Here is a 21,072-nt window from a genome sequence, read left to right as displayed (position 1 = left end):
CTCGTCATGCGGCGGGATCGGCCCGCCAGCGGGTACAGCGGCGGGTACAGCGGTCGGCTCAACAGTGTCAGGACGCAAAGAGACGCACCTCCCAGGTGGCGTGGGCTTCGGCATGGATGTCGGCGAGCGGGGCGGCGGCGGCCGGCAGCCGCTCGGGTGGATCGTCGGCGGCACGGGCCGCTTCGGCGGCGGTGCCGTCGCACAGGTCGGCGAGGCCGACCAGCAGGGCCTGGACCTGGTAGGGGTCGAGGCCGAGCAGACGTACGCCGGCACTGGCCGCACCGGTCACCGTCCCGTACGCGGCGACCGTGGCGGTCTCGGTGCGGCTCAACCCGGCGGCGGCGCAGAGCAGCCCGAGCACCAGCGGTTGGTGCGCTCCCCCGGGTGTGGCGGGCAGGTCACCGAACGGCGCCTGCGGCCAGATGGTCCGTCCGGCGCGCAGCAGCGCCCGCCCCTGGCGGCGGGACACCGCCCGCAACGCCGGAGCGGCCGTCCGCGCGTCCAGCTCCGCGTCGAGCTGTGCCAGCGCACGCGACCGCACGCCGGAACCGTCCGGCGTACCCGACGAGCCGCCGGAGGTGTCCGGCGCACCCGGCCGCCCGGCGGGATCAGCCGGCGTGACGCCCCGCCCGGCGGGGTGGCCCCGGCCAAGCGGTCGCGCGGTGGGCTGGGCTGGGTCGGCGGTGGCGCCGCCGACCGGCAGCGCCACCCGGTGTGCCGCCGCCGCGAACGCCGCCCCGACCAGCCCGGCGGTGGTCAGCCGACCGACCAGGAACGACTCCAACGAGGCCAGGTCGGTGACGCGGCCGGCGGCGACGGCCGCCTCCAGGCCGCCGGAGTGCGCGTGCGCGCCGGCCGGGAAGCGACCGTCGGCCAGCAACAGCAGCAGGCTCGACGTCGCCATCAGAACAGGAAGTACCGCTGGGCCATCGGCAGCTGGGGCACCGGGTCCGGCTCCACCACCTGGCCGTCGATCCGCACGGTGAAGGTGTCCGGGTCCACCTCGATGTGCGGCATGGCGTTGTTCTCCGGCAGGTCGGCCTTGCCCCGGGACCGTACGTCGGCGACCGGCACGACCCGCCGCCGCACGTCCAGGCGCAGACCGGCGTCCAGGGCCGCCGGCGCCACGAACGTCAGGCTGGTGGCGGCCGCCGCGGCGCCGTACGCCCCGAACATCGGCCGTGGCAGCATCGGCTGCGGCGTCGGGATCGACGCGTTGGCGTCACCCATCTGGGCGTACGCGATCATGCCGCCCTTGAGCACGAGGTGTGGTCGTACGCCGAAGAACGCCGGATCCCAAAGCACCAGGTCGGCGAGCTTGCCGGGCTCGACCGAGCCGATCTCCCGCTCCAGCCCGTTGGCCATCGCCGCACAGATCGTGTACTTCGCGACGTACCGCCGGGCCCGGTGGTTGTCGGCGGCCCCGTCGCCCGGCAGCGCGCCCACCCGCTCCTTCATCACGTGGGCGCTCTGCCAGGTCCGCAGGATCACCTCGCCCACACGGCCCATCGCCTGCGCGTCGGAGCCGATGATGGAGATCGCACCGAGGTCGTGCAACAGGTCCTCGGCAGCCATGGTGGACGGTCGGATCCGGCTCTCGGCGAAGGCCAGGTCCTCCGGCACGGACGGGTTGAGATGGTGGCAGACCATCAACATGTCCAGGTGCTCGGCGAGGGTGTTCCGGGTGTACGGGCGGGTGGGGTTAGTCGACGAGGGCAGCACGTTCGGCTCGCTGGCCACCGTGATGATGTCCGGCGCGTGCCCGCCCCCCGCTCCCTCGGTGTGGTACGAGTGGATCGCCCGCCCACCGATCGCGCGCAGGGTGTCGGCCACGAACCCGGCCTCGTTGAGGGTGTCGGTGTGGATCGACACCTGGACTCCGGACTGGTCGGCCACCCGCAGGCAGGCGTCGATCGCCGCAGGCGTGGTGCCCCAGTCCTCGTGCAGCTTGAAACCGCCCGCACCGGCGCGCAACTGTTCCCAGAGCGCCTCGCTGGAGACGGTGTTGCCCTTGCCGAGCAGCAGCACGTTGACAGGCATCGTGTCCAGCGCCTCGTGCATCCGGGCGAGGTGCCAGGCGTTCGGGGTGACAGTGGTGGCCCGGGTGCCCTCGGCGGGGCCGGTGCCGCCGCCGACGAGCGTGGTGATGCCGCTGGCGAGCGCCTCGGTGACGATCTGCGGGCAGATGAAGTGCACATGGGTGTCGACCGCGCCGGCGGTGAGGATCCGGCCGTTGCCGGCGATCACCTCGGTGGCCGGGCCGATGACCAGGTCGGGGTGGACGCCGGGCATGGTGTCCGGGTTGCCGGCCCGGCCGAGGGCGACGATCCGCCCGTCCCGCAGCCCCACGTCGGCCTTGACCACACCCCAGTGGTCGAGCACCACCGCGCCGGTGATGACGGTGTCGAGGGCTCCCTCGGCGCGGGTGGCCCGCGACTGCCCCATCGACTCGCGGATCACCTTCCCACCGCCGAAGACTGCCTCGTCGCCGCCGACGCAGTGGTCGGTCTCCACCTCGATCAGCAGGCTCGTGTCGGCAAGTCGGATGCGGTCGCCGGTGGTGGGCCCGTACAGGTCGATGTAGCGGTCCCGCCGCACGGCGCTCACCGCGCCGACCCGTCGGTCGCCGCCACGTCGGTCGTCGGCACGTCGGTTCCCCGCGCATCGGTCTTGAGCGCGGCCGGGGATGCGTCGTCCAGCGGGCCGGCGCACTCCCCGCGCAGGCCCGGCACGATGCGCGCGCCGCCGAGCGGGACCAGGTCCACGCTGCGGCTGACGCCCGGCTCGAAGCGGACCGAGGTGCCCGCCGGTACGGCGAGGCGCTGCCCCCAGGCGGCGTCCCGGTCGAAGCTCAGGGCCGGGTTGGTCTCGGCGAAGTGGTAGTGCGAGCCCACCTGCACTGGCCGGTCGGCGGTGTTGACCACGACCAGTGTGGTCACCGGCCGGCCCACGTTGATCTCCACCGGGCTGGCCGCCGGCAGGATCTCTCCGGGGATCACGGGATTGGGTGGTGCACCGTCACGAGCTTGGTGCCGTCCGGGAACGTGGCCTCCACCTGCACCTCCCTCAGCAGCTCGGGGATGCCGTCCTGGACGTCGTCGCGGCCGAGTACGGTCCGGCCGGCCGACATGAGGTCGACCACCGACCGGCCGTCGCGGGCCCCTTCGAGCAGGAAGGCGGTGATCATCGCGACGGCTTCGGGGTAGTTGAGGCGCAGGCCGCGTTCGCGGCGGCGGCGGGCGACATCGGCCGCGACGTGGACGAGCAGGCGGTCCTGCTCGTGCGGGCTGAGGAACACGGGGACTCTCCGGTGGTGATCGGCGTGTCCGGCTCGCCGTCGGCTCCGCGTGGAGCCGCGCCGGGCAGCAGTCACCCGGGGTACGAGCTGGAGTCACACGTCCGCCGGAACTCCCGCCCACGGGTGGCCCGGGACTCCACCATCCCGGCCCGCGCGACGAGCATCCGGCGGTGTTCGGTCGGATGCGGACCGCACCGCCCACCGCTTCAGCAGACCGTAGAGGATCGCCAGCGGCCGGGGCAACAGTCCGTTCGGGATCGACGGCGACGCCGTGGCCCGTCGGATAGCCGACTCGCCGTCCGCACATCCTCGCGGTGCGCGGCGCCTGGCGTACAAGCGAGTCGATGGAATCATGACGGGGCGGGTGGTCCCGCCCACCCGTGAAGTCGTGCGACATCCACAGTGGAGGTAAGCGTTGACAGAGTCGGCCACGCCGCCCGCAACGAGCGGCAGCGGCAGCGGCAGCGGCAGCGGCAGCGGCAGCGGCAGCGGCAGCGGCGACCATCGGATCAGGACGCTCGCCGTGATCGGCGTGGCGGCAAACGTCCTCGGTGTGGTGACAGCTGTGGAGAGCGTGTTGCGCCGGGACGTGCTGCTGTTCGTCCTCACCCTCACCGCGGTCCTGCTGCTCGCCGGGTTCTGGCTGTGGTACCGGCGGACCCGCCTCGCGATCGCGCTGCTGGCGCTGGGCTGCCTGGTGCTCGGCGGTGTCGTGGCGACCCAGCTCAACCGCCAGTCGTCGACGCCGCCCACCGCCGGCTCGTCGACGTCAACGCCGCCGACGTCGGCGCCCGCGCCCGCACCGACCACCGCTGCCGCCGCCGCGCCGCTCGGGTCGACGCCCGCACCGGCCACCCCGACCGCAGCGAGTACGACGGCGGACCCGGACGCGCCCCGCACCCTCGTGGAGCGGGACGTGCTGCTACCACGTTTCGCCGCCGTCGACGTCGACCGGCCCGAACAGCAGGTCGTCGCGAAACACTCCGACGGGGCGACCGGCGGGCTCGACCTCTACCACGACTGGGGACAGGTGCGGTCGGACAACGTCCAGGTCGCCAACGCGCCGAACGTCTACCCGTACTCCGGGGGCAACCCCGCCCAGGCGTACGCCGGCTGCGTCGCGTCGGCCACCGGGTCGGCGCGGGACTCGTTCACGGACGGCGCCGACTTCTGCTTCCGCACCTCGGAGGGTCGGCTGGGGTTCGCGACCATCACGAACACCCGCGCCGACCAGGCGTTCGTCGTGCACGTGGTGGTCTGGGACGCCACCGGCGCGTAACCGGGCCGCCCCGGGACGAGGCGGCGCGGCGATCGGTGTCAGCTCAGCAGGGCGGTGCGCGGCGTGTCGAGTTGCTCAGCTGCCACCGATCAGGGGCGCGCGGCTCGCCGGCTCAGCGCCGGTGGGTGTATGCGCGCCCGGCCACAGCGAACAGCGACAGGCTGATCGTGGCGACGAACACACGCATCGTCGGGTCGAAGGCCAGCGCCGAGCCGAGGTCGCGGGAGACGTGCTCGCCGATGAAGGTCGGCACCGCGCTCCATACCGTGACCGCGAGCAGCAGCAGCGCGGCACTCGCGATGACGGCGGCGAGCAGGCACTGACGCACGTACCGACCGGACTGCTTGCCGAGTGCCCACAGCCGTGCGATCGCGGACGTCGGCGGCCGGCGCCAGCTGCCGTGGCGTACCCAGTCGTCCTCGTTGTCGTCGAGGGAGTAGCGGTTGACGATCGCCTGGATCAGCAGGTAGGTGCTCAGGAGCAGGCGGACCTTCGATGGATCACCGAACGCGAACGCGCGCTGCAGCTCGCGCGTCTCCGCCCGGATCCGGCCGGCCCACCCGCGCAGTTGCCTGTCGGTGACGTCGACACCGGTCCGGTGCACGCGATGCCACGCGAACTCGAACCTGGTCGCGGCGCGGTCGAGGGCCTGAACGGCATCGCGTCGGTCCTGGGTCTCCGGATCCGACTCGACGCAGTCGGCGAACTCCAGGAGAGCGGCGACCATCGCCAGCTCGGGACGCGTCCACAGGTCCCGTTCGACACGCCACCGGCGCACGATCGGCCAGAGCGCGGCGACGACCAGGCCGGCGCCCGCGAACGCGAGCCCCATCAGGACGTCGTACCACCGGGTCGCACGGATCGTGGAAGTTGTCGACACCGCGACGCATGCCACGGCCATGGCGGCGCCCCCGGTCGCCGCCGCCCGGTACGACAGGGCGCGGTGAGACGCGACAAGTGCCGCCACGACCCCGAGGACGAGGCTCGTGGCGCAGGCCGCCAACCGGTCGACAAGTGACCCGCCGACGATGCCGAACGCCCCGACGGTGGCCACGACCGCGCCGAGCAGGAGCGGCAGCCGCTGCGGCGTCCCCACCGAACGCGACGCGAAGTCCAGCCAGTCCAGGGTGATCCTGGCACCCCGTACGGCGGGCGCCACCGACACCGGGTCGACGTCGACGTGACCCCAGAACGTGTCGTAACCGGCGGGAAGACCGTCCCACCCGAATTTCTCGCGTGTGTTCCTGCGGTTGGCCCGGGCCGTCGCGTCGATTCGTTCACCGTGGGTGACCCACCAGGGGACCTCGTCGAACTCGGGCTCGCTGAAAGGCTCACTGTCGACCGGCTCGCCGTCGAGCGGCTCGATGTAGGGGTCCTCGTCGGCGAACAGCAGGTCGTCGTCGGTGACGTCCGTCGGTATCGGGTCGGGCCGGGCGCGTCGAGGCAGCGGCCAGCCCTCGGGTTCGGGCGCGTCGGCTGCCCGTTCGTCGCCCACGCCATCACCACCAGTTCGCGAATGTGCCTCAGTGGTAGCACCGCACGACAAGTCACGCGGTGCCCGCCGGGGCACCCACCGCCACGGGTGGGCCGGTCAGCGGGCCGCGGCGGGTTCCGGCGCCGGGCGAGGTGTCGACGTGCCGGCGAACGGGACGTCGACGTGGTCGGTCGGCCCCGGCCGGCCGTCGGGGTGCCGCCACAATCCGCGTTCCCGCAGGATCGGCAGGACGCCCTCGCCGAACCAGTACGCCTCCTCCAGGTGCGGGTAGCCGGAGAGGATGAACTCGTCGATGCCCAGCGCGTGGTACTCGGCGATCCGGTCGGCGATCTCGCGGTGGCTACCGACGAGTGCGGTGCCCGCGCCACCCCGGACCAGCCCGACGCCTGCCCACAGGTTGGGCGAGACCTCCAGGCTGTCGCGGGAGCCGCCGTGCAGGTCGAGCATCCGGCGCTGTCCCTCGGACTCGCTGCGGCGCAGCCCGTCCTGCACGGCCCGGATGTCGGCCTGGGAGATGCCGCTGAGCAGGCGGCGGGCCTGTGCCCACGCCTCGTCGGCGGTGTCCCGGGCGATGACGTGCAGCCGGATGCCGAACCGCAGGGCCCCGCCGGCATCGGCGGCCAGCGCCCGCACCCGGTCCAGTTTGTCGGCGACCTGGGCCGGCGGCTCGCCCCAGGTGAGGTAGACGTCGCTGTGCCGCACCGCCACCGGCAGGGCGGCGGCGGACGAGCCGCCGAAGTAGACAGGCGGCGTCGGGTCGGGCAGCCGGTGCAGTCGCGCCTGCTCGACGCGCACATGGGCGCCTGTGTAGTCGACAGTCTCACCCCGCCACAGCGCGTGGACGACGTGCAGGAACTCGTCGGCCCGCGCGTAGCGGGCGTCCTTGTCCAGGAAGTCGCCGTACGCCCGCTGCTCTGACGACTCGCCGCCGGTGACCACGTTGAGCAGCAGTCGGCCCCGGGACAGCCGCTGGAACGTCGAGGCCATCTGGGCGGCGAGGGTGGGTGAGGTCAGGCCGGGCCGGAAGGCCACCAGGAATTTGAGGCGTTCGGTGACCTCGGTGAGCATCGCCGTGCTCAACCAGGCGTCCTCGCACCACGCGCCGGTGGGGGTGAGCGCGCCGACGAAGCCGAGCTGCTCGGCGGTGCGGGCGATCTGCCCCAGGTACGCCACGCTGGCCGGACGGGCGCCTCCGGCGGCACCGGTCGGCACGCCGTGGCCGCCGCCGACGACGTCCCGGCTGTCGCCGTTGGTGGGCAGGAACCAGTGGAAGGTGAGGGTCATCGGGGCTCTTTCCTCCAGTGCGCGGCGGTGCGGGTGCGGGTGGCGCGCGCGGTGAGGCGGGCACCTCCTGAGGGGTGGGACGATCCCGCCGACAGCCTACCCATAAAACCTATCGGGTTAGTAGGCTACCGCCCACGCCACCTCACGCCGGTCGATGCGGCCCGGCGCACCTGCCCGATCCAAGGAGCCGCCATGCGTACCCCCTCGTCGAGTCATCCCCCGCGTCGCCGCCTGCTGACTGCCGCGTTCACCGCAGTGGTCCTGCTCGCCGGCGCCGCCGTGAGCGCCTGCGGCGGGTCCGCCGACGCCGGAGGCAAGGCGGGCAAGCTGCGGATCGGCTACCAGCGCTTCGGAGGGCTGAGCCTGGTCAAGGCGCGCGGCGAGACCCCTGGCGTCGAGTGGTCGCTGTTCGAGAGCGGGCCGGCGCTCACCGAGGCGCTCAAGGCCGGGTCGATCGACATCGGACAGGTAGGCGAGGCCCCGCCCGTCTTCGCCGCCGCCGGGAAGATCCCGTTCTCCATCATCGGCACCTCGGCGCCGATCCCGCAGGGTGAGGCGGTGCTGGTCAAGGCCGACAGCGGCTACCGCAGCTTCGCCGACCTCAAGGGCAAGACGATCGCCCTCAACAAGGGCTCCAACGTGCACTGGCTGCTGGTCCGGCTGCTGGAGGCCAACAAGATGACGTTGAAGGACATCGAGGTCAAGTACCTCAAGCCGGCCGAGGGGCGGCCCGCGTTCGACAGCGGGCAGGTCGACGCGTGGGTGATCTGGGACCCGTACTTCGCGCTTGCCGAGCAGCCGGGCGTGCGGGTGCTCGCGGACGCGACAGGCCTGGCCAGCAACCGCGAGTACGTGCTGGCCGCCCCCGACGCGGTCGACAAGCGCTCGGACGACATCCGGGCGTTCCTGCAGCGCTACCGCGAGGTGACCGACTGGGGCATCGCGAACCCGCAGGAACGGGCCCGCACGCTCGCGCCGGAGCTGAAGATCCCGGAGGACGTCACCAGTCGCGCCCTGGACCGCAGCGCCAAGCCGCTCGCCCCGGTCACCCCGGCCATCGGCGACGAACTCCAGGCGATCACCGACAGCTTCATCGCGCTGGACCTCATCCCGGGCCCGGTCGACATCAAAGGCCGGGTGGACGACCGCTTCAGCGCGGTGTTCCAGTGAGCCGTACACCTCTGTTGGAAACGCCGCCGGAGGCCGCGGCCGTCGCGGCGCCCGACCCGCGACGACCCCGGCCGGCTCGGCGGTGGCGACGGCTGGTCAGCCCGGTCGTGCTGGTGCTGGGCTGGGAGCTGGCCGCCCGCACCGGGTTGCTGGCGCCGGAGAAGCTGCCCGCGCCGAGCGACGTGCTCGCCACCGGCTGGCGACTGTCCCGCGACGGTACGCTCGCCGTCCACCTCCTGGACTCCCTGACCCGGGCCGGCGCGGGGCTGCTCATCGGCGGCGTCCTGGCGCTGGTCCTGGGCACGGTGGCCGGGCTGCTGCGCCTCGGCGACGACCTGGTCGACCCGCCGGTGCAGATGGCCCGGATGCTGCCGCACCTAGGCCTCGTGCCGCTGCTGATCATCTGGGTCGGCATCGGCGAGTCGTTGAAGATCAGCCTGGTGGCCCTGGGCGCGTTCTTCCCCATCTACTTCAACACCTACGCCGGCATCCGGGACATCGACGAACGGTTGGTGGAGGCGGCCCGCGCCTGCGGGCTCGGGCAGGCCGCCCGGCTGCGCCACGTGGTGCTGCCCGGCGCGCTGCCGTCGCTCTTTCTCGGCCTGCGCCTCGCGATCGGGGCGGCCTGGCTCAGCCTCGTCGTCGGCGAGCAGGTGAACGCCCAGACCGGCATCGGCTTCCTGATGATGGAGGCGCGGGAGTTCAGCCAGACCGACGTCGTGGTCCTCGGCCTGCTCGTCTACGCGCTGCTCGGGCTGATATCCGACCTTGCCCTGCGCGTTGCGGAGAGGAGGATGTTGACATGGCGACGCGGACTGCGAGCCAGCTGACCGGCGCGACGCCGGTGCTGACCGCCCACGCGATCCACCGGGCCTTCGGGTCGACGGTCGTGCTGGCCGGGGTCGACCTGACCATCGCGCGGGGCGAGGTGGTGGCCCTGCTGGGCTCCAGCGGCTCCGGCAAGAGCACGCTGTTACGGGTTCTCGCCGGCCTGGACGGCGACGCCAGCGGCGAGACAGTCGTGCACGGCACCGCCGCCGTGGTCTTCCAGGAACACCGGCTCCTGCCCTGGAAGCGGGTGGCGGCCAACGTCGGGCTCGGCCTGTCCGGCCCGGACACCGCCGGGCGCGTCGACCGTGCGCTGCGGGAGGTCGGGCTGGCCGAGCGGCACCGGGCCTGGCCGGCCGAGCTGTCCGGCGGGCAGGCGCAGCGGGTGGCCGTCGCGCGGGCGCTGGTCCGCGAACCGGACCTGCTGCTGCTCGACGAACCGTTCGGTGCCCTGGACGCGCTCACCCGGCTGCGAATGCAAGTGCTGCTGCGCCGGCTGCGCGCCGAGCACGGCTTCGCCGCCCTGCTGGTCACCCACGACGTGGAGGAGGCACTGCTGCTCGCCGACCGGATCCTGCTCCTCGACCACTGCCGCATCGCCGCGGAACTGCCCGTCGACCTCGGCCCCACCCGTACGCCAGACGACCCGGGCTTCGGCGCGCTGCGCCGGCACCTGCTCGACCGACTCGGCGTTCCCACCACCTGAACGAGCGGAGCTGTGATGACCCGCTGGACACCGGACCCCACCTTCTACCCGTCACCGTCACAGGCGGCGACCGCGCCGGCGGAGAAGCTCGCCTACGTGGCGGCCTTCGACCGTAGCGCCAGCCGCCCGGACGCCATCGCGGTGCTGGACACCGACCCCGACTCCCCCGACTACGGCCGGGTCGTCGGCTGGACCGACCTGCCGCACCTCGGCGACGAGGTGCACCACTTCGGGTGGAACGCGTGCAGCAGCGCGCTCTGCCCGACAGCCCCGCACCCGCACGTCGAGCGGCGCTACCTGATCGTGCCCGGCCTGCGCTCGTCGCGCATCCACGTGCTCGACACCCAGCCCGACCCGCGCCAACCGCAGGTCGTCAAGGTGATCGGGCCGGAGGAGCTGTCGAAGCGGGCCGGCTACTCCCGGCCGCACACCGTGCACTGCGGCCCGGACGGCATCTACCTGTCCGCCCTCGGTGGCGCGGACGGCGCGGAGGGTCCGGGTGGCATCGCGATCCTGGACCACACCACCTTCGACGTCCGCGGGGCGTGGGAGGCCGACCGGGGCCCGCAGTTCCTGGCGTACGACGTGTGGTGGCACCTCACCCAGGACGTGCTTGTCACCAGCGAGTGGGGCACCCCGTCGATGATCGAGGACGGGATCATCGGCGAGCTGCTGCTGGGCCGGCGCTACGGCCATGCCATCCACTTCTGGGACCTCGCGAAACGTCGGCACGTGCAGCGGGTCGACCTGGGTGATCAGTACCAGATGCCGCTGGAGCTGCGCCCGGCGCACGATCCGCGGAAGTCGTACGGGTTCGTCGGGGTGGTGATCAGCGTCGAGGACCTGTCCGCCTCGGTCTGGCTGTGGCACCGCGACGGGGACGCCTGGGCGGTCACCAAGGTGATCGACATCCCGGCCGAGCCGGCCGACCCGGCGGACCTGCCCGACCTGCTCAAGCCGTTCGGCGCGGTGCCGCCACTGGTGACCGACATCGACCTGTCGGTGGACGACCGGTTCCTCTACGTCTCCTGCTGGGGCACCGGCGAGCTGCGCCAGTACGACGTCAGCGACCCGCTGCACCCGGTGCAGACCGGCTCGGTGCACCTCGGCGGGATCGTCCGCCGCACCGCACACCCGTCCGCCCCCGGCGAGGCCCTCGCGGGTGGCCCGCAGATGGTCGAGGTGAGCCGGGACGGGCGGCGGGTCTACGTCAGCAACTCCCTCTACGGCTCGTGGGACGACCAGTTCTACCCGGACGGGGTGGGCGCCTGGCTGGCGAAGCTCGACGTCGACGTGGACGCCGGCGGGCTCACGCCCGACGAGAGGTTCTTCCCGCACGGCGACGAATTCCGGGGCCGGCGGGTGCACCAGACCCGCCTGCAGGGCGGGGACGCGTCCTCCGACTCGTACTGCTTCCCGTGACCGTCGGGACCCTCGCGACGCTCGCGGCGCTCGGCGCGTTCCACGGCCTGAACCCGGCGATGGGCTGGCTGTTCGCGGTGGCCCGGGGCCTGCAGGAACGCGACCGGGGGGCGCTGCTGCGCGCGCTGCCGCCGATCGCGGCGGGGCACCTCGCGTCGGTGGCGATCGTCGCCGCCCTGGTCACCGCGACCAGGTCGGTGACGGCGAGCACCGCCCTGGCGGTGGTCGGCGGCGTGCTGCTTGTCGGCTTCGGGTTGTGGCGGCTGCTCTCCGAGCGGCACTTCCGCTGGGCGGGGATGCGGCTGTCCTCGGCGCAGCTCGCCGGCTGGTCGTTCCTCATGTCGTCGGCGCACGGCGCGGGGCTGATGCTGCTGCCGGTGCTGGTCGCCGAGCCGGTGTCCGGAGGTCACTCCGGGCACCTGGCCGCCGCGCCGGTCGGCGCGCTGACCGGGTTGGCGGCGGCGGGCGTGCACACCGTGGCGATGCTGGGCACCGCGCTGGTCGTGGCGATGCTCGTCTACCAGGTGCTCGGGGTCGGGGTGCTGCGTCGGGCCTGGTTCAACGTCGACAGGCTCTGGGCCGGGGTGCTGGTGGCCGCGGGGTTGGTGACGCTGATCCGAGCGTGATCGTCCATCGTGGAAACGTGTGATGTGTGATCTCATGTCGCCATGGTCACTCCGACTCCGCTCATGCAGCTCGTGGCCGGCGTGTGGGGGTTCAAGACCCTCGCGGCCGGCGTCGACCTCGGTCTGTTCACCCGGCTCGCCGGTGGGCGGACGATGACAGTCGAGCAGGCCTCGGCCGAGTTCGGGTTGCCCGACCGGCCGGCGGACCTGCTGCTCGCCGCGTGCGCGTCACTCGGCCTGCTGGAGAAGGCCGGCGACGGCTACCGCAACACCGAGTTGGCCGAGCAGTTCCTGGTCGAGGGCCGCCCCTACTACTTCGGCGCCCAGATCCGCTACTCCGACCTGCGCACCTACCTGCCGTGGCACCGGATCGGCGACGCGCTGCGCACGGATCGACCGTTGACCTGGGACCCGGAGTCGCAGCAGTCCATGTTCGACACCGAGGACCCGTTGATGCTGGCGCAGTTCTGGGACGCCATGTATTCGACGTCCAGCTTCACGGCGAGCGCGCTTGCCGACGCGTACGACTTCTCCGCGTACCGTCGGCTCCTCGACGTGGGTGGCGGGGCCGGCGCGTTCCCGATCGAGTTCTGCCGTCGCCTACCCGAGCTGCGGGCGACGGTCCTGGACCTGCCGCACGTGTGCGTACGGGCGCGGGAGCGGATCGCGGAGGCGGGTCTGACCGGCCGGATCGACGCGGTGGCCGGCGACTTCCTCGCCGATCCCGCGTTGCCGGACGGGCACGACGTCATCCTGCTCAGCATGATCCTGCACGACTGGGACGAGCCGACGAACCGGGCGCTGCTGGCGAGGTGTCACGAGGCGCTGCCGTCCGGTGGGGCGATAGTCGTCTGCGAGCTGCTGCTCAACGACGAGCGCACCGGGCCACCGGAGGCGGCCCTGATGGGCATGAACATGCTCGTCGAGACCGAGGGTGGCCGGAACTACTCGGCCGCCGAGTACGGCGCGTGGCTCACCGACGCCGGGTTCGTCGACGTCCGTACCCTGCCGTTCGACGCCCCCGGCGCGAACGGCGCGGTGGTGGCCCGCCGGCCGTGAAACGCCGACGGCACCCGACCCGGGAAGGGGTCGGGTGCCGCAGCGTCATCGTGACGCTGGCGTCCGATCGGCTACCGGTACGAGTCAGGCGCGAGCCTTGGCGGGCTGCTTCATGAAGTCCATGATCGCCTTGTTGACCTCGTCGGCGTGCGTCCACGGGATGCCGTGCGGCGCGCCCTTGAGCGTCATGAGCGTGCCGGTCGGCATCATCGGCCCGAGCCGCTGGCCGGTCACCGGGTAGGGCAGCACCCGGTCCTGGTCACCCTGCACGATCAACACCGGAATGTCGATCTTCGGCAGGTCGGGGCGGAAGTCCTCCTGCCAGGCGTTCACGCTGTCGTGCGTGGCCTTGCCGGAGGCCATGGCGCCGATCTGCCAGTGCGCCCGGTACGCCTCTTCGCTGACCCGCTTGCCCATGTTCTGGTCCGGGTTGAAGAACGCGTCACAGAACGTCGTCAGGTACGCGAAGCGGTCCTTGATGATGGCGTCCTGGAAACCCTTGAAGAGCTTCCGGTCGACGCCCTCCGGGTTGTCGTCGGCCTTCGCCAGCATCGGCTGCAAGGGGCTCAGCACCACGGCCCGGCTGACGCGCTGGGAACCGTAGTTGCCCAGATACCGGATCACCTCGCCGGTGCCCATCGAGTGCCCCACCAGGGTCACGTCGCGCAGGTCCAGTTCGGTCATCAGCACGTCGAGGTCCGCGGCGAACGTGTTGTAGTCGTAGCCGAACGCCGGCTGCGCCGAGTTGCCGTAACCGCGTCGATCGTAGGTGATCGTCCGGTATCCGGCCTCGAGCAGCGCCTTGGTCTCCTTCTCCCACGTTGCCCCGTTGAACGGGAAGCCGTGGATGAGTACCACGGGCTGACCGGATCCGTGGTCCTCGTAGTACAGGTCGATGGGTGCGGAGTTTTCCGTCCCCACGGTGATGAAAGGCATGTTTTTCTCCTGCTCCGGTGTGGGCTGTCGGACGCCCCGCGCTTTCCCGTCGGGTCGCCGGATATGCGGCCGGCCACCGTCGCCCAGGTCAGGCCAGATGCCACGCACAGGGGTGTCCCGATCGGCACGTCCGTCAGCGGGTGAGGCCGTCAGGCGTTTCGCAGCGGCCGGAACGACGCCCGCACCTCGGCGGAGAAGAGTTCCGGCTCCTCCCACGCCGCGAAGTGCCCGCCGCGGTCGGCCTCGTTGAAATACGCGATACCGGGGTACACCGCCTCCGCCCAGCTACGCGGGGCGGGCCAGATCTCGCCGGGGAACGTGGTGAAGCCAACCGGAACCGCGACCGGCGGCGGTGCCTGACCGGCCGCCTGGGCCGCTGCTTGAAACCGCCCCTGCTCCCAGTACCACCGGGCGGACGAAGCACCGGTGCCGGTCAACCAGTACAGCGTGATGTTGTCGAGGATGCTGTCCCGGGTGAGACCGCCAGCCGGATCACCGTCGAGGAACGCGCGGGAGATCTTGTAGTAGCTGTCCGTGTCGTGGTCGAGCATCCAGGCCGCCAACCCGACGGGCGAGTCCAGCAGCGAATAGCCGATCGTCTGCGGCCGGGTGGACTGCTCCAGGAAGTAGCCGAACCCGTCCATCGAGAACAGCTTGAGCGCGTCGAGCGCGGCGCGTTCCTGCTCGGAATTCGCCGGCAACTTGTCCTTGATGCCGACCGCCCCGGCGAGCAGGTTGACGTGGATGCCGAGCAGCCCCTCGGGCGCTTGACGCCCCATGGCGTCCGTGACGGCCGCGCCGACGTCGCCACCCTGCGCGACGTAGCGCGAGTACCCGAGGCGATCCATGAGCTTCGCCCACGCCTGTGCGATCCGCGCCGAATTCCAGCCAGGCTCGGTCGGCTCGCCGGAGAAGCCGTAGCCCGGCAAGGACGGCAGCACCAGGTGGAACGCGTCCTCGGGCGTGCCGCCGTGCGCCGTCGGGTCGGTCAGCGGACCGACGGCCCCGAGCAGCTCGACGACCGAGCCAGGCCAGCCGTGCGTCATGATCAGCGGCAGGGCGCTCTCGTGCTGCGACCGCACGTGGATGAAGTGAATCTCGACGCCGTCGATGTTCGTCGTGTACTGCGGCAACGAATTCAGCTTCGTCTCGCACGCACGCCAGTCGTAATCGGTCATCCAGTAGCGGGCCAACTCCTGGACCGTCGCCAGCTGCACCCCCTGCGAGCGATCGGTGACCAATTCGCGAGTGGGCCAGCGGGCAGCCGCAATCCGGCGACGTAGGTCGGCGATGGCGTCCTCCGGTGTGTCCAGCCGGAAGGGACGGATTTCGTTGTCGTTGGCCATCTTCCCCACCTCGCCACGTCGAGTCGGCCTGCGCCGACGCACCGACAGTGCCGGCACTCGCCCAGTCTCACAGCGGGCCGGCACCACCCGGGCGGAAACGCGATTCGTCGACGCGCCTCCGCGTCAAACCCGCGGGACGATCAACCGGTGAGCCAACCGGACGAAGTCGACGACAACTGGCTGAATGACTGAGGGCGACACTTGAGGCGCGTCTACGCCGATGCGACTCCGGCGGGCGATTCCGTGACTGACGTGAAGGCCGAACGTGGACCGGTCGACTCGCGCAGCAGGCCGGGCAGGTCGCCAAGGGTAGCGATCGCACGTCCACCCCAGCCTGGGTCGGTGTCGTTGTGCTCGGTGGTACGAAGCACTGTCATACCGACTGCTGCCGCGCCGGCCAGCTCACCGTCTGCGCCGTCACCGACGAAGACGCATTCTGCCGGCGCGACGCCCAACCGCTCAGCGGCGATGCGGTAGATCGCGGGGTCGGGCTTGGCCAGCCCGACCTCGCAGGAGAAGACCGCGGCGTCGAACCGGCGGGCAAGCTGACTGTCCGGCCACGCCTCGGCGGTCTCCGAGGTGGCATTGCTGACCAGGGCCAGCGGATGCCCGTCGCCGCGCAGCGCGTCAAGCACGTCCAGGGTGGCGGTCGAGACAGTGCCCAGCACCCGGCGCGCGAGGGCTCGCCGATGTCCACCGGCGCGTGTCACCTGTTCGTCGGTTGGCGTGCCGCCGAGGCGTCCGGCGAGAATGCGGACGGTCTCCTCCACGTCCCACCGGACCAGCCGGTCGCGCCAGGTCGCGTGGTACGCAGCGACCAGCGCGACCGGAGCCACCCCGACCACGAGCGCCATCTCGCCAACTACCCGGTCACGCTCGTCGTCGGCACCGTGAACCAGGGTGTGGAAGAGGTCGAAGATCAGTGGCCGAGACATGCACGCATCCTATGGAGATCGTCACCTGCATGCAGGCCGTAACCCGGTCGACAGGTCGTCAGCCGTGAGCTCTCATGGTCGTGACTTCTCTCCCGGCAGGAGCCGTCCGTGGTGATTACCCGACCTCGAATCGACGGCCTACTTGTCAATCGGCTGATCGAAACGCAGTTCCCACAGTGGGCCGGGCTGCCACTGCACCTGGTCGAGCCAGGCGGGTCCGACCACGTCATCCACCGGCTCGGTGAGGAACTCGCGGTCCGGTTGCCCCGGCACACCGGTGCCGTCAGTCAGGCCGAGAAGGAGTATCGGTGGCTGCCACGGTTGGCCCCGCACCTACCGCTGGCCGTTCCGCAACCGGTCGCAGTGGGCCGGCCGGGCCTCGGGTACCCGTGGCCCTGGGCGATCTCCCGATGGCTTGACGGCGAGGTGGCAACCTCGGATGCTCTGGCGCAGTCGCGGGAGGCCGCCGTCGCTCTGGCGGGATTTCTCCGCGCACTTCAGCGGTTCCCGGTCCGTGAAGCGCCACCGGGCGACGGTCGGGAGTTGGCTGCTCGAGACGACGACACACGCCCCGCGATCGCGCAGGTCGCCGGGGTCTTCGACGCGGTGGCCCTGACGTCGGTCTGGGAGGCGGCGCTGAACGCACCGGGCTGGAATCGCCAGCCGGTCTGGTTCCACGGCGACTTTCACACGGGCAACATCCTGACCGTGAACGGCCGGGTCAGCGCCGTGATCGACTTCGGTGGCCTCGGTGTCGGCGATCCGGCACGGGACATGACAATCGCCTTTACCCTGCTGTCGCGCACCACACGTGCCGTCTTCCGCGCCGCGCTCGGCGTGGACGACGCGACGTGGGCCAGAGGTCGCGGATGGGCACTCGCCACCGGCCTGAACGCCTACTGCTCGTACGCCGCCTTCGATGCGCGGGTGGCGGCACAGACCACCCGGCAGATCACGGAGACGCTCATCGGCTGACGGATTCACCGCGAACACCTCTCGGCGTTCCAGGACACCAACGGGCACCGCTCGACGGCCCGGCGCGCGTCCGTCAATGGATGAGGCCGACGAGCGTCGCCAGTCGCGTCACGCCGGCCGGCGCCGGCTGCGCGCCTGCGACATCGGCGATGAGAGTACGCGCCAACGGCCGACACCGGACCTCAGCGGGCGCGACACTGTCCGCGTCGACCAGGGCGCGTGCCGCCCCGCGCAGGTCGCCGACCTGGAGGTACGCCCGCGCGGCGTCGAGCAGGTAGGCGCCCCGATGCTCGGCCGGCAACCGCCGCCACCCGTCCCGTCGAACGACGCTCACATGCCGCTGCACCGCCTCGTCGGCGTCACCCCGTAGCGCCGCCACCAGCACCCGCGCCAACTCCACGGCGACCGGCCCGAAGCTGGTGCGGTGCTGATCGTCGTACCCCCGAAGGTGTGCGGCGACGCCCGCGGCCCGCTCGGTCAGCTCCCCGGCGCGGCGGTGCTCGCCGCAGCCCGCGGCGGCCAGGGCCGCCTGGAGCAGCAGCGTCCCACCCACGGCCCACTCCCCCAGCGACCGCTGCGGCCGGACGCGGTTCGCGGCGGCGAGCGTCGCGGCCAGGGCCAGGCGGTCGCGGCCCGACGCGCGCAGCGCCTGCCCGACCGACACGGCCGCCGTCGCCGCGAGCGCCGGATCGTCTCCGGCGGCGGCCATCGCCCGGTCGGCGGCCAGCCACCCGAGGTCGGCCTCACCGAGCTTGACCAGCAGGGCGGAGGTGATCCGGCACGTCTGCACCCGCACCTCCGGTGACCGCGCGCCCTGCACGACGTCGAGCAGACTCGGCAACACCCGCACCAACTGCGCGTAGTGGGCATGCTGGTAGGTCAACCAGGCGTACCCGACCTGCCTCCTCGCCTCTTCTGTCGTCTGCTGTGCGGCCTCCGGAGCGTCGTAGCGGGCGAGAGCGGCTCGGATGTCGTCCATCCCTTCGAGAGCGCCGACCGGCGTTCGCTGCGGCTGCTGGCCGAGCAGCACCTCCGGGTCGACCCGCAGCACGTCAGCCAACTCCTGGATCACCGAGTACCGGTCCAGGGCACGCACACCCCGCTCGACCTTGTCGACCCAGCTCTTCGACCTGCGCAGCCGGTCGGCGAGCTGCTGCTGTGTCATCGACCGCCGCACCCGCCAGCGCGCGACGCGGCGGCCGATCGGCAGGTCATCGCTGGTCACGCCGCCACCGCCGGTCCGGGACCGCACGAGTCGTGTCCTCCACCGGTACGCGCTCCGCCTCGGCCTGCGCCAGGAGGCGCTGCTTGGCAGCCTCCCGCTCGGCCGCCTCGGCCTGCTCACCCTTACTCGCTGCCTCGTCGCCCCGCATTTCCACCTCCGTCAATCGGCGCAGGGCAAGCCCTGCCTCTGTGGGGCGTGCGTCGAACTCTGGCCAGGCCACCCTTGTCCTGACTGGACGACAGGTTTGTGGACCCAGGCTCCGCCGATTGGTAGTGACAACTTCACCGCGAGTCACGGACGAGTGGGGACGTCCTTGTTAGGGTGAGTCGTCCCCGATCCGTCCCCAAGCCTCGGTGAGCAGGAGACGAGATGCCAAACGACCGTCTTCGCAACGGGATGCTCAAGAAGGGCCTGACCGCATCGGTGCTGGCCGAGAAGCTCGGTGTCGACCCGAAGACCGTCGAGCGGTGGGTGACGCAGACTCGCAATCCGTACCCGCGCTATCGACACTCCATCGCCGAGCTGCTGAACGAGAATGAGTCGTACCTCTGGCCGGACGCGCTTCCGTCGCAGCGAGCCGTGCAGATCAGCCAGTCGGAGCTGGTCCACATCTACCCGCGCCGCGGAGCCGTCCCCACCGACCTCTGGCAGCATCTCCTTGAGCAGGCCACCCGACAGGTCGGCGTCCTGGTCTACGGAGGGTTGTTCCTGCCGGAGTTCAACCACCGCTGGATCCCGACGCTTCGCGAGAAGGCGTTGGCCGGAGCGCAGGTGGAGTTGCTGTTCGGCGACCCGGACGGCGAGCACATCGCCGAACGGGGGCACGCCGAGGGCATCGGCCCCGCCATGTCGAACAAGATCCTGAACGCGTTGGCCTTCTACAAGGACCTACGGGATCTGGACAACGTCGGGATCTACTACCACGACACCATCCTCTACAACTCCATCTACCGCTTCGATGACGAGATGCTGGTCAACACCCACCTCTACGGCACGCCGGCCGCGTATGCGCCTGTGCTGCACCTGCGGCGCCTCGGTGGAGGAGACTTGTTCGACAGCTACGTCGCCAGCTTCAACCGAGTCCTCGGCAAGAAGCGTGCCGTCTGGCCTGAGCACTGAGTCGCCAACCGAGAAAGGCTGAAGGCATGGCCCGGATCGAGCACTTCAACAGCGCGAACGCGCCGAAGGCGAACAGCATTGTCGTCGCCGTGACCGTCTTCGTACAGGACGAGCAGGGGCGGGTGCTGCTCATCCAGCGCACCGACAACGGCCTCTGGGCACTGCCGGGCGGTGCTCAGGACGTCGGCGAGTACATCGCCGAGACAGCCGTGCGGGAGACGCGAGAGGAGACCGGCATCGAGGTCGAGGTGACCGAGATGGTCGGGATCTACTCCGACCCCAGGCACGTGGTGGAGTACAGCGACGGCGAGGTACGGCAGCAGTTCTCGGTCTGTTTTCGGGCTCTCTACCTCTCTGGCGAGCCGAAGACCAGCGAGGAGTCCTCGTCAGTGGTTTGGGTGGCCCGTCACCAACTGGACCAGCTTGCAATCCACCCGTCGATGCGGCTCAGGGTCGACCACGGATTTCAGCGGCGTCCTGCCCCCTACATCGGCTGAGCTGACAGCCGATGCTGAGTCCTGCTTATGGCGTGTCGGAGCATCGGCTCAGCTCTCTCCCAGAACCGCGTCACGACGTCGTCCGGCCCGTAGCGCTGCCGGATCTCCGTCAGCCTCTCGTCGACGGTGAGGTCCTGACCGTCTGGGCCAGTCGTCATGTCCGCGTACCAGAGCGCATCCGAAGTCGCCGTTTCCTCGCGCGGGAACTCGTTGGCCAGCGCCTGTCCCAGACCCCGCTCGTCTGCTTCGTGGACAGCGCAGGAGTGGTGGGCAACCAGAGCCGCGATCCGATCTGCAAATCCCCGCCGCCGAAGCCATCGTGCGCCGTCCAGCGCGTGGAAACCTGTATCGGCGACATCTGGGGCATACCCGATGTCGTGCAGCCACGCAGCAGCCGTCAGCACGTCCGCGTCGTCTCCGACCAGGTACGCAAGTCTCTCCGCCTTGGCCGCCACAGCCTGCACGTGCAGCCAGCGGCGGGGTAGGACATTCTGCAGATGACGCTGCGAGGTTGCTGCGGCTAGCTCGGAGGACGGGCCCACGCGCGAATTCTAGAGCCCCGGCCCACCTGAACCTGCCCGCTAGCGTCATCGAGGTGACCTGGACGGAGCCCGCCACGTGGTACGCCAATCTGGCGTCCTTCTACGCCGCAGCCGCCGCTTTCATCACCGACCCGGCCGGCAACGTGCTGCTCGTCAAACCCACCTATCGCGACCACTGGGCCTTCCCCGGCGGTTACCTGGACGAGGGTGAATATCCCCACGATGCCTGCGCCCGGGAGATCCGGGAGGAGTTGGGGATCTCGGTGACGGTGGGCGATCTTCTCGTAGTCGACTAGGCACCGCCCGCTGGGCAGCGGCCACGCGCGATCA

Annotated in this window: 23 protein-coding genes; 11 read left to right on the top strand and 12 right to left on the bottom strand. The window is 71.2% G+C overall.

Annotation, left to right across the window (positions count from 1 at the left end; all coding sequences use genetic code 11):
• Positions 1–67: 67 nt before the first annotated feature.
• The 4 genes from ACLQ26_RS18370 to ACLQ26_RS18355 are packed head-to-tail and all read right to left on the bottom strand — an operon-like array spanning position 68 to position 3,298.
• Entirely contained in the window at positions 68–904 is an 837-nt protein-coding gene (locus ACLQ26_RS18370) for an urease accessory protein UreF (RefSeq protein WP_425745563.1), read from the bottom strand.
• Positions 904–2,607 carry an urease subunit alpha gene (locus ACLQ26_RS18365; RefSeq protein ID WP_425745562.1) on the bottom strand — a complete coding sequence of 568 codons (1,704 nt, stop codon included), beginning with the start codon at positions 2,605–2,607 and terminating at the stop codon, positions 904–906. The genes ACLQ26_RS18370 and ACLQ26_RS18365 overlap by 1 nt, the downstream gene beginning before the upstream one ends.
• A complete protein-coding gene (locus ACLQ26_RS18360) occupies positions 2,604–2,999 on the bottom strand; it encodes an urease subunit beta (RefSeq protein ID WP_425745561.1) in 396 nt (131 codons plus the stop codon). The genes ACLQ26_RS18365 and ACLQ26_RS18360 overlap by 4 nt, the downstream gene beginning before the upstream one ends.
• The gene (locus tag ACLQ26_RS18355) at positions 2,996–3,298 is read right to left on the bottom strand and encodes an urease subunit gamma (RefSeq protein ID WP_007461188.1); all 303 of its coding nucleotides are present in this window, start codon (positions 3,296–3,298) and stop codon (positions 2,996–2,998) included. Before ACLQ26_RS18355 ends, ACLQ26_RS18360 begins: the two co-directional genes overlap by 4 nt.
• 415 nt (positions 3,299–3,713) lie before the next feature.
• Between ACLQ26_RS18355 and ACLQ26_RS18350 the strand changes: the two genes are divergently transcribed.
• Positions 3,714–4,577 (top strand): hypothetical protein, encoded by an 864-nt coding sequence (locus tag ACLQ26_RS18350; RefSeq protein ID WP_425745560.1) that lies wholly within the window; start codon positions 3,714–3,716, stop codon positions 4,575–4,577.
• A 112-nt stretch (positions 4,578–4,689) separates the two neighbouring features.
• On the opposite strand, the gene ACLQ26_RS18345 is transcribed toward ACLQ26_RS18350, so the two are convergent.
• Positions 4,690–6,072: a hypothetical protein gene (locus tag ACLQ26_RS18345; protein WP_425745559.1), complete on the bottom strand. Its 1,383-nt coding sequence runs from the start codon at positions 6,070–6,072 to the stop codon at positions 4,690–4,692.
• Positions 6,073–6,168: 96 nt separating this feature from the next.
• Positions 6,169–7,356, bottom strand: a complete 1,188-nt coding sequence (locus tag ACLQ26_RS18340) for an LLM class flavin-dependent oxidoreductase (RefSeq protein WP_425745558.1) — start codon at positions 7,354–7,356, stop codon at positions 6,169–6,171.
• Between the two features lie 192 nt (positions 7,357–7,548).
• Here ACLQ26_RS18340 and ACLQ26_RS18335 point away from each other — a divergent pair, with 192 nt between their 5' ends.
• The 6 genes from ACLQ26_RS18335 to ACLQ26_RS18310 are packed head-to-tail and all read left to right on the top strand — an operon-like array spanning position 7,549 to position 13,167.
• Entirely contained in the window at positions 7,549–8,526 is a 978-nt protein-coding gene (locus ACLQ26_RS18335; protein WP_425745557.1) for an aliphatic sulfonate ABC transporter substrate-binding protein, read from the top strand.
• On the top strand, positions 8,523–9,356 hold the full coding sequence (locus ACLQ26_RS18330) for an ABC transporter permease (protein ID WP_425745556.1): 834 nt from the start codon (positions 8,523–8,525) through the stop codon (positions 9,354–9,356). The genes ACLQ26_RS18335 and ACLQ26_RS18330 overlap by 4 nt, the downstream gene beginning before the upstream one ends.
• A complete protein-coding gene (locus ACLQ26_RS18325; RefSeq protein WP_425745555.1) occupies positions 9,329–10,060 on the top strand; it encodes an ABC transporter ATP-binding protein in 732 nt (243 codons plus the stop codon). Before ACLQ26_RS18330 ends, ACLQ26_RS18325 begins: the two co-directional genes overlap by 28 nt.
• A 15-nt stretch (positions 10,061–10,075) precedes the next feature.
• Positions 10,076–11,482 carry a selenium-binding family protein gene (locus tag ACLQ26_RS18320; RefSeq protein WP_425745554.1) on the top strand — a complete coding sequence of 469 codons (1,407 nt, stop codon included), beginning with the start codon at positions 10,076–10,078 and terminating at the stop codon, positions 11,480–11,482.
• On the top strand, positions 11,479–12,108 hold the full coding sequence (locus ACLQ26_RS18315; RefSeq protein ID WP_425745553.1) for a hypothetical protein: 630 nt from the start codon (positions 11,479–11,481) through the stop codon (positions 12,106–12,108). Before ACLQ26_RS18320 ends, ACLQ26_RS18315 begins: the two co-directional genes overlap by 4 nt.
• 42 nt (positions 12,109–12,150) lie before the next feature.
• Positions 12,151–13,167: a methyltransferase gene (locus ACLQ26_RS18310; protein ID WP_425745552.1), complete on the top strand. Its 1,017-nt coding sequence runs from the start codon at positions 12,151–12,153 to the stop codon at positions 13,165–13,167.
• Between the two features lie 84 nt (positions 13,168–13,251).
• Here the strand turns inward: ACLQ26_RS18310 and ACLQ26_RS18305 are convergent, their stop codons facing one another.
• From ACLQ26_RS18305 to ACLQ26_RS18295, 3 genes are all read right to left on the bottom strand, one after another.
• A complete protein-coding gene (locus ACLQ26_RS18305) occupies positions 13,252–14,103 on the bottom strand; it encodes an alpha/beta fold hydrolase (protein ID WP_425745551.1) in 852 nt (283 codons plus the stop codon).
• Positions 14,104–14,252: 149 nt separating this feature from the next.
• Complete coding sequence (locus ACLQ26_RS18300; protein ID WP_425745550.1) at positions 14,253–15,449, bottom strand: epoxide hydrolase family protein; 1,197 nt, start codon at positions 15,447–15,449, stop codon at positions 14,253–14,255.
• Between the two features lie 212 nt (positions 15,450–15,661).
• Entirely contained in the window at positions 15,662–16,384 is a 723-nt protein-coding gene (locus tag ACLQ26_RS18295; protein ID WP_425745549.1) for an HAD family hydrolase, read from the bottom strand.
• Positions 16,385–16,492: 108 nt separating this feature from the next.
• Here ACLQ26_RS18295 and ACLQ26_RS18290 point away from each other — a divergent pair, with 108 nt between their 5' ends.
• Positions 16,493–17,359, top strand: a complete 867-nt coding sequence (locus tag ACLQ26_RS18290) for an aminoglycoside phosphotransferase family protein (RefSeq protein WP_425745548.1) — start codon at positions 16,493–16,495, stop codon at positions 17,357–17,359.
• Between the two features lie 73 nt (positions 17,360–17,432).
• Here ACLQ26_RS18290 and ACLQ26_RS18285 read toward each other — a convergent pair whose 3' ends face one another.
• On the bottom strand, positions 17,433–18,584 hold the full coding sequence (locus ACLQ26_RS18285; RefSeq protein WP_425745547.1) for a helix-turn-helix domain-containing protein: 1,152 nt from the start codon (positions 18,582–18,584) through the stop codon (positions 17,433–17,435).
• A complete protein-coding gene (locus ACLQ26_RS18280) occupies positions 18,571–18,747 on the bottom strand; it encodes a hypothetical protein (protein WP_425745830.1) in 177 nt (58 codons plus the stop codon). The genes ACLQ26_RS18285 and ACLQ26_RS18280 overlap by 14 nt, the downstream gene beginning before the upstream one ends.
• 206 nt (positions 18,748–18,953) lie before the next feature.
• Between ACLQ26_RS18280 and ACLQ26_RS18275 the strand changes: the two genes are divergently transcribed.
• Complete coding sequence (locus ACLQ26_RS18275; protein WP_425745546.1) at positions 18,954–19,703, top strand: helix-turn-helix domain-containing protein; 750 nt, start codon at positions 18,954–18,956, stop codon at positions 19,701–19,703.
• 26 nt (positions 19,704–19,729) lie between these two features.
• On the top strand, positions 19,730–20,200 hold the full coding sequence (locus ACLQ26_RS18270) for an NUDIX hydrolase (RefSeq protein ID WP_425745545.1): 471 nt from the start codon (positions 19,730–19,732) through the stop codon (positions 20,198–20,200).
• Here ACLQ26_RS18270 and ACLQ26_RS18265 read toward each other — a convergent pair.
• Positions 20,188–20,742, bottom strand: coding sequence for an HDIG domain-containing metalloprotein (locus ACLQ26_RS18265; protein WP_425745544.1), 555 nt, complete (start codon positions 20,740–20,742; stop codon positions 20,188–20,190). The two genes, ACLQ26_RS18270 and ACLQ26_RS18265, sit on opposite strands and share 13 nt — an antisense overlap.
• Positions 20,743–20,795: 53 nt before the next feature.
• On the opposite strand from ACLQ26_RS18265, the gene ACLQ26_RS18260 reads away from it, so the two are divergent.
• The gene (locus ACLQ26_RS18260) at positions 20,796–21,038 is read left to right on the top strand and encodes an NUDIX domain-containing protein (RefSeq protein WP_425745543.1); all 243 of its coding nucleotides are present in this window, start codon (positions 20,796–20,798) and stop codon (positions 21,036–21,038) included.
• Positions 21,039–21,072 lie beyond the last annotated feature (34 nt).

Source organism: Micromonospora sp. DT43, assembly GCF_049841645.1.
Classification (GTDB): Bacteria; Actinomycetota; Actinomycetes; order Mycobacteriales; family Micromonosporaceae; genus Micromonospora.
This window is presented reverse-complemented; position numbering and strand designations above follow the sequence as displayed.

What these genes read in the sequence shown, in the direction of transcription:
- ACLQ26_RS18335 (WP_425745557.1), top strand. Translation starts at nt 7,549, where the DNA reads ATGCGTACCCCCTCGTCGAGTCATCCCCCGCGTCGCCGCCTGCTGACT.
- ACLQ26_RS18275 (WP_425745546.1), top strand. Translation starts at nt 18,954, where the DNA reads ATGCCAAACGACCGTCTTCGCAACGGGATGCTCAAGAAGGGCCTGACC.
- ACLQ26_RS18300 (WP_425745550.1), bottom strand. Translation starts at nt 15,449, where the DNA reads ATGGCCAACGACAACGAAATCCGTCCCTTCCGGCTGGACACACCGGAG.
- ACLQ26_RS18370 (WP_425745563.1), bottom strand. Translation starts at nt 904, where the DNA reads ATGGCGACGTCGAGCCTGCTGCTGTTGCTGGCCGACGGTCGCTTCCCG.
- ACLQ26_RS18320 (WP_425745554.1), top strand. Translation starts at nt 10,076, where the DNA reads ATGACCCGCTGGACACCGGACCCCACCTTCTACCCGTCACCGTCACAG.
- ACLQ26_RS18310 (WP_425745552.1), top strand. Translation starts at nt 12,151, where the DNA reads ATGGTCACTCCGACTCCGCTCATGCAGCTCGTGGCCGGCGTGTGGGGG.
- ACLQ26_RS18340 (WP_425745558.1), bottom strand. Translation starts at nt 7,356, where the DNA reads ATGACCCTCACCTTCCACTGGTTCCTGCCCACCAACGGCGACAGCCGG.
- ACLQ26_RS18270 (WP_425745545.1), top strand. Translation starts at nt 19,730, where the DNA reads ATGGCCCGGATCGAGCACTTCAACAGCGCGAACGCGCCGAAGGCGAAC.
- ACLQ26_RS18295 (WP_425745549.1), bottom strand. Translation starts at nt 16,384, where the DNA reads ATGTCTCGGCCACTGATCTTCGACCTCTTCCACACCCTGGTTCACGGT.
- ACLQ26_RS18305 (WP_425745551.1), bottom strand. Translation starts at nt 14,103, where the DNA reads ATGCCTTTCATCACCGTGGGGACGGAAAACTCCGCACCCATCGACCTG.
- ACLQ26_RS18325 (WP_425745555.1), top strand. Translation starts at nt 9,329, where the DNA reads ATGGCGACGCGGACTGCGAGCCAGCTGACCGGCGCGACGCCGGTGCTG.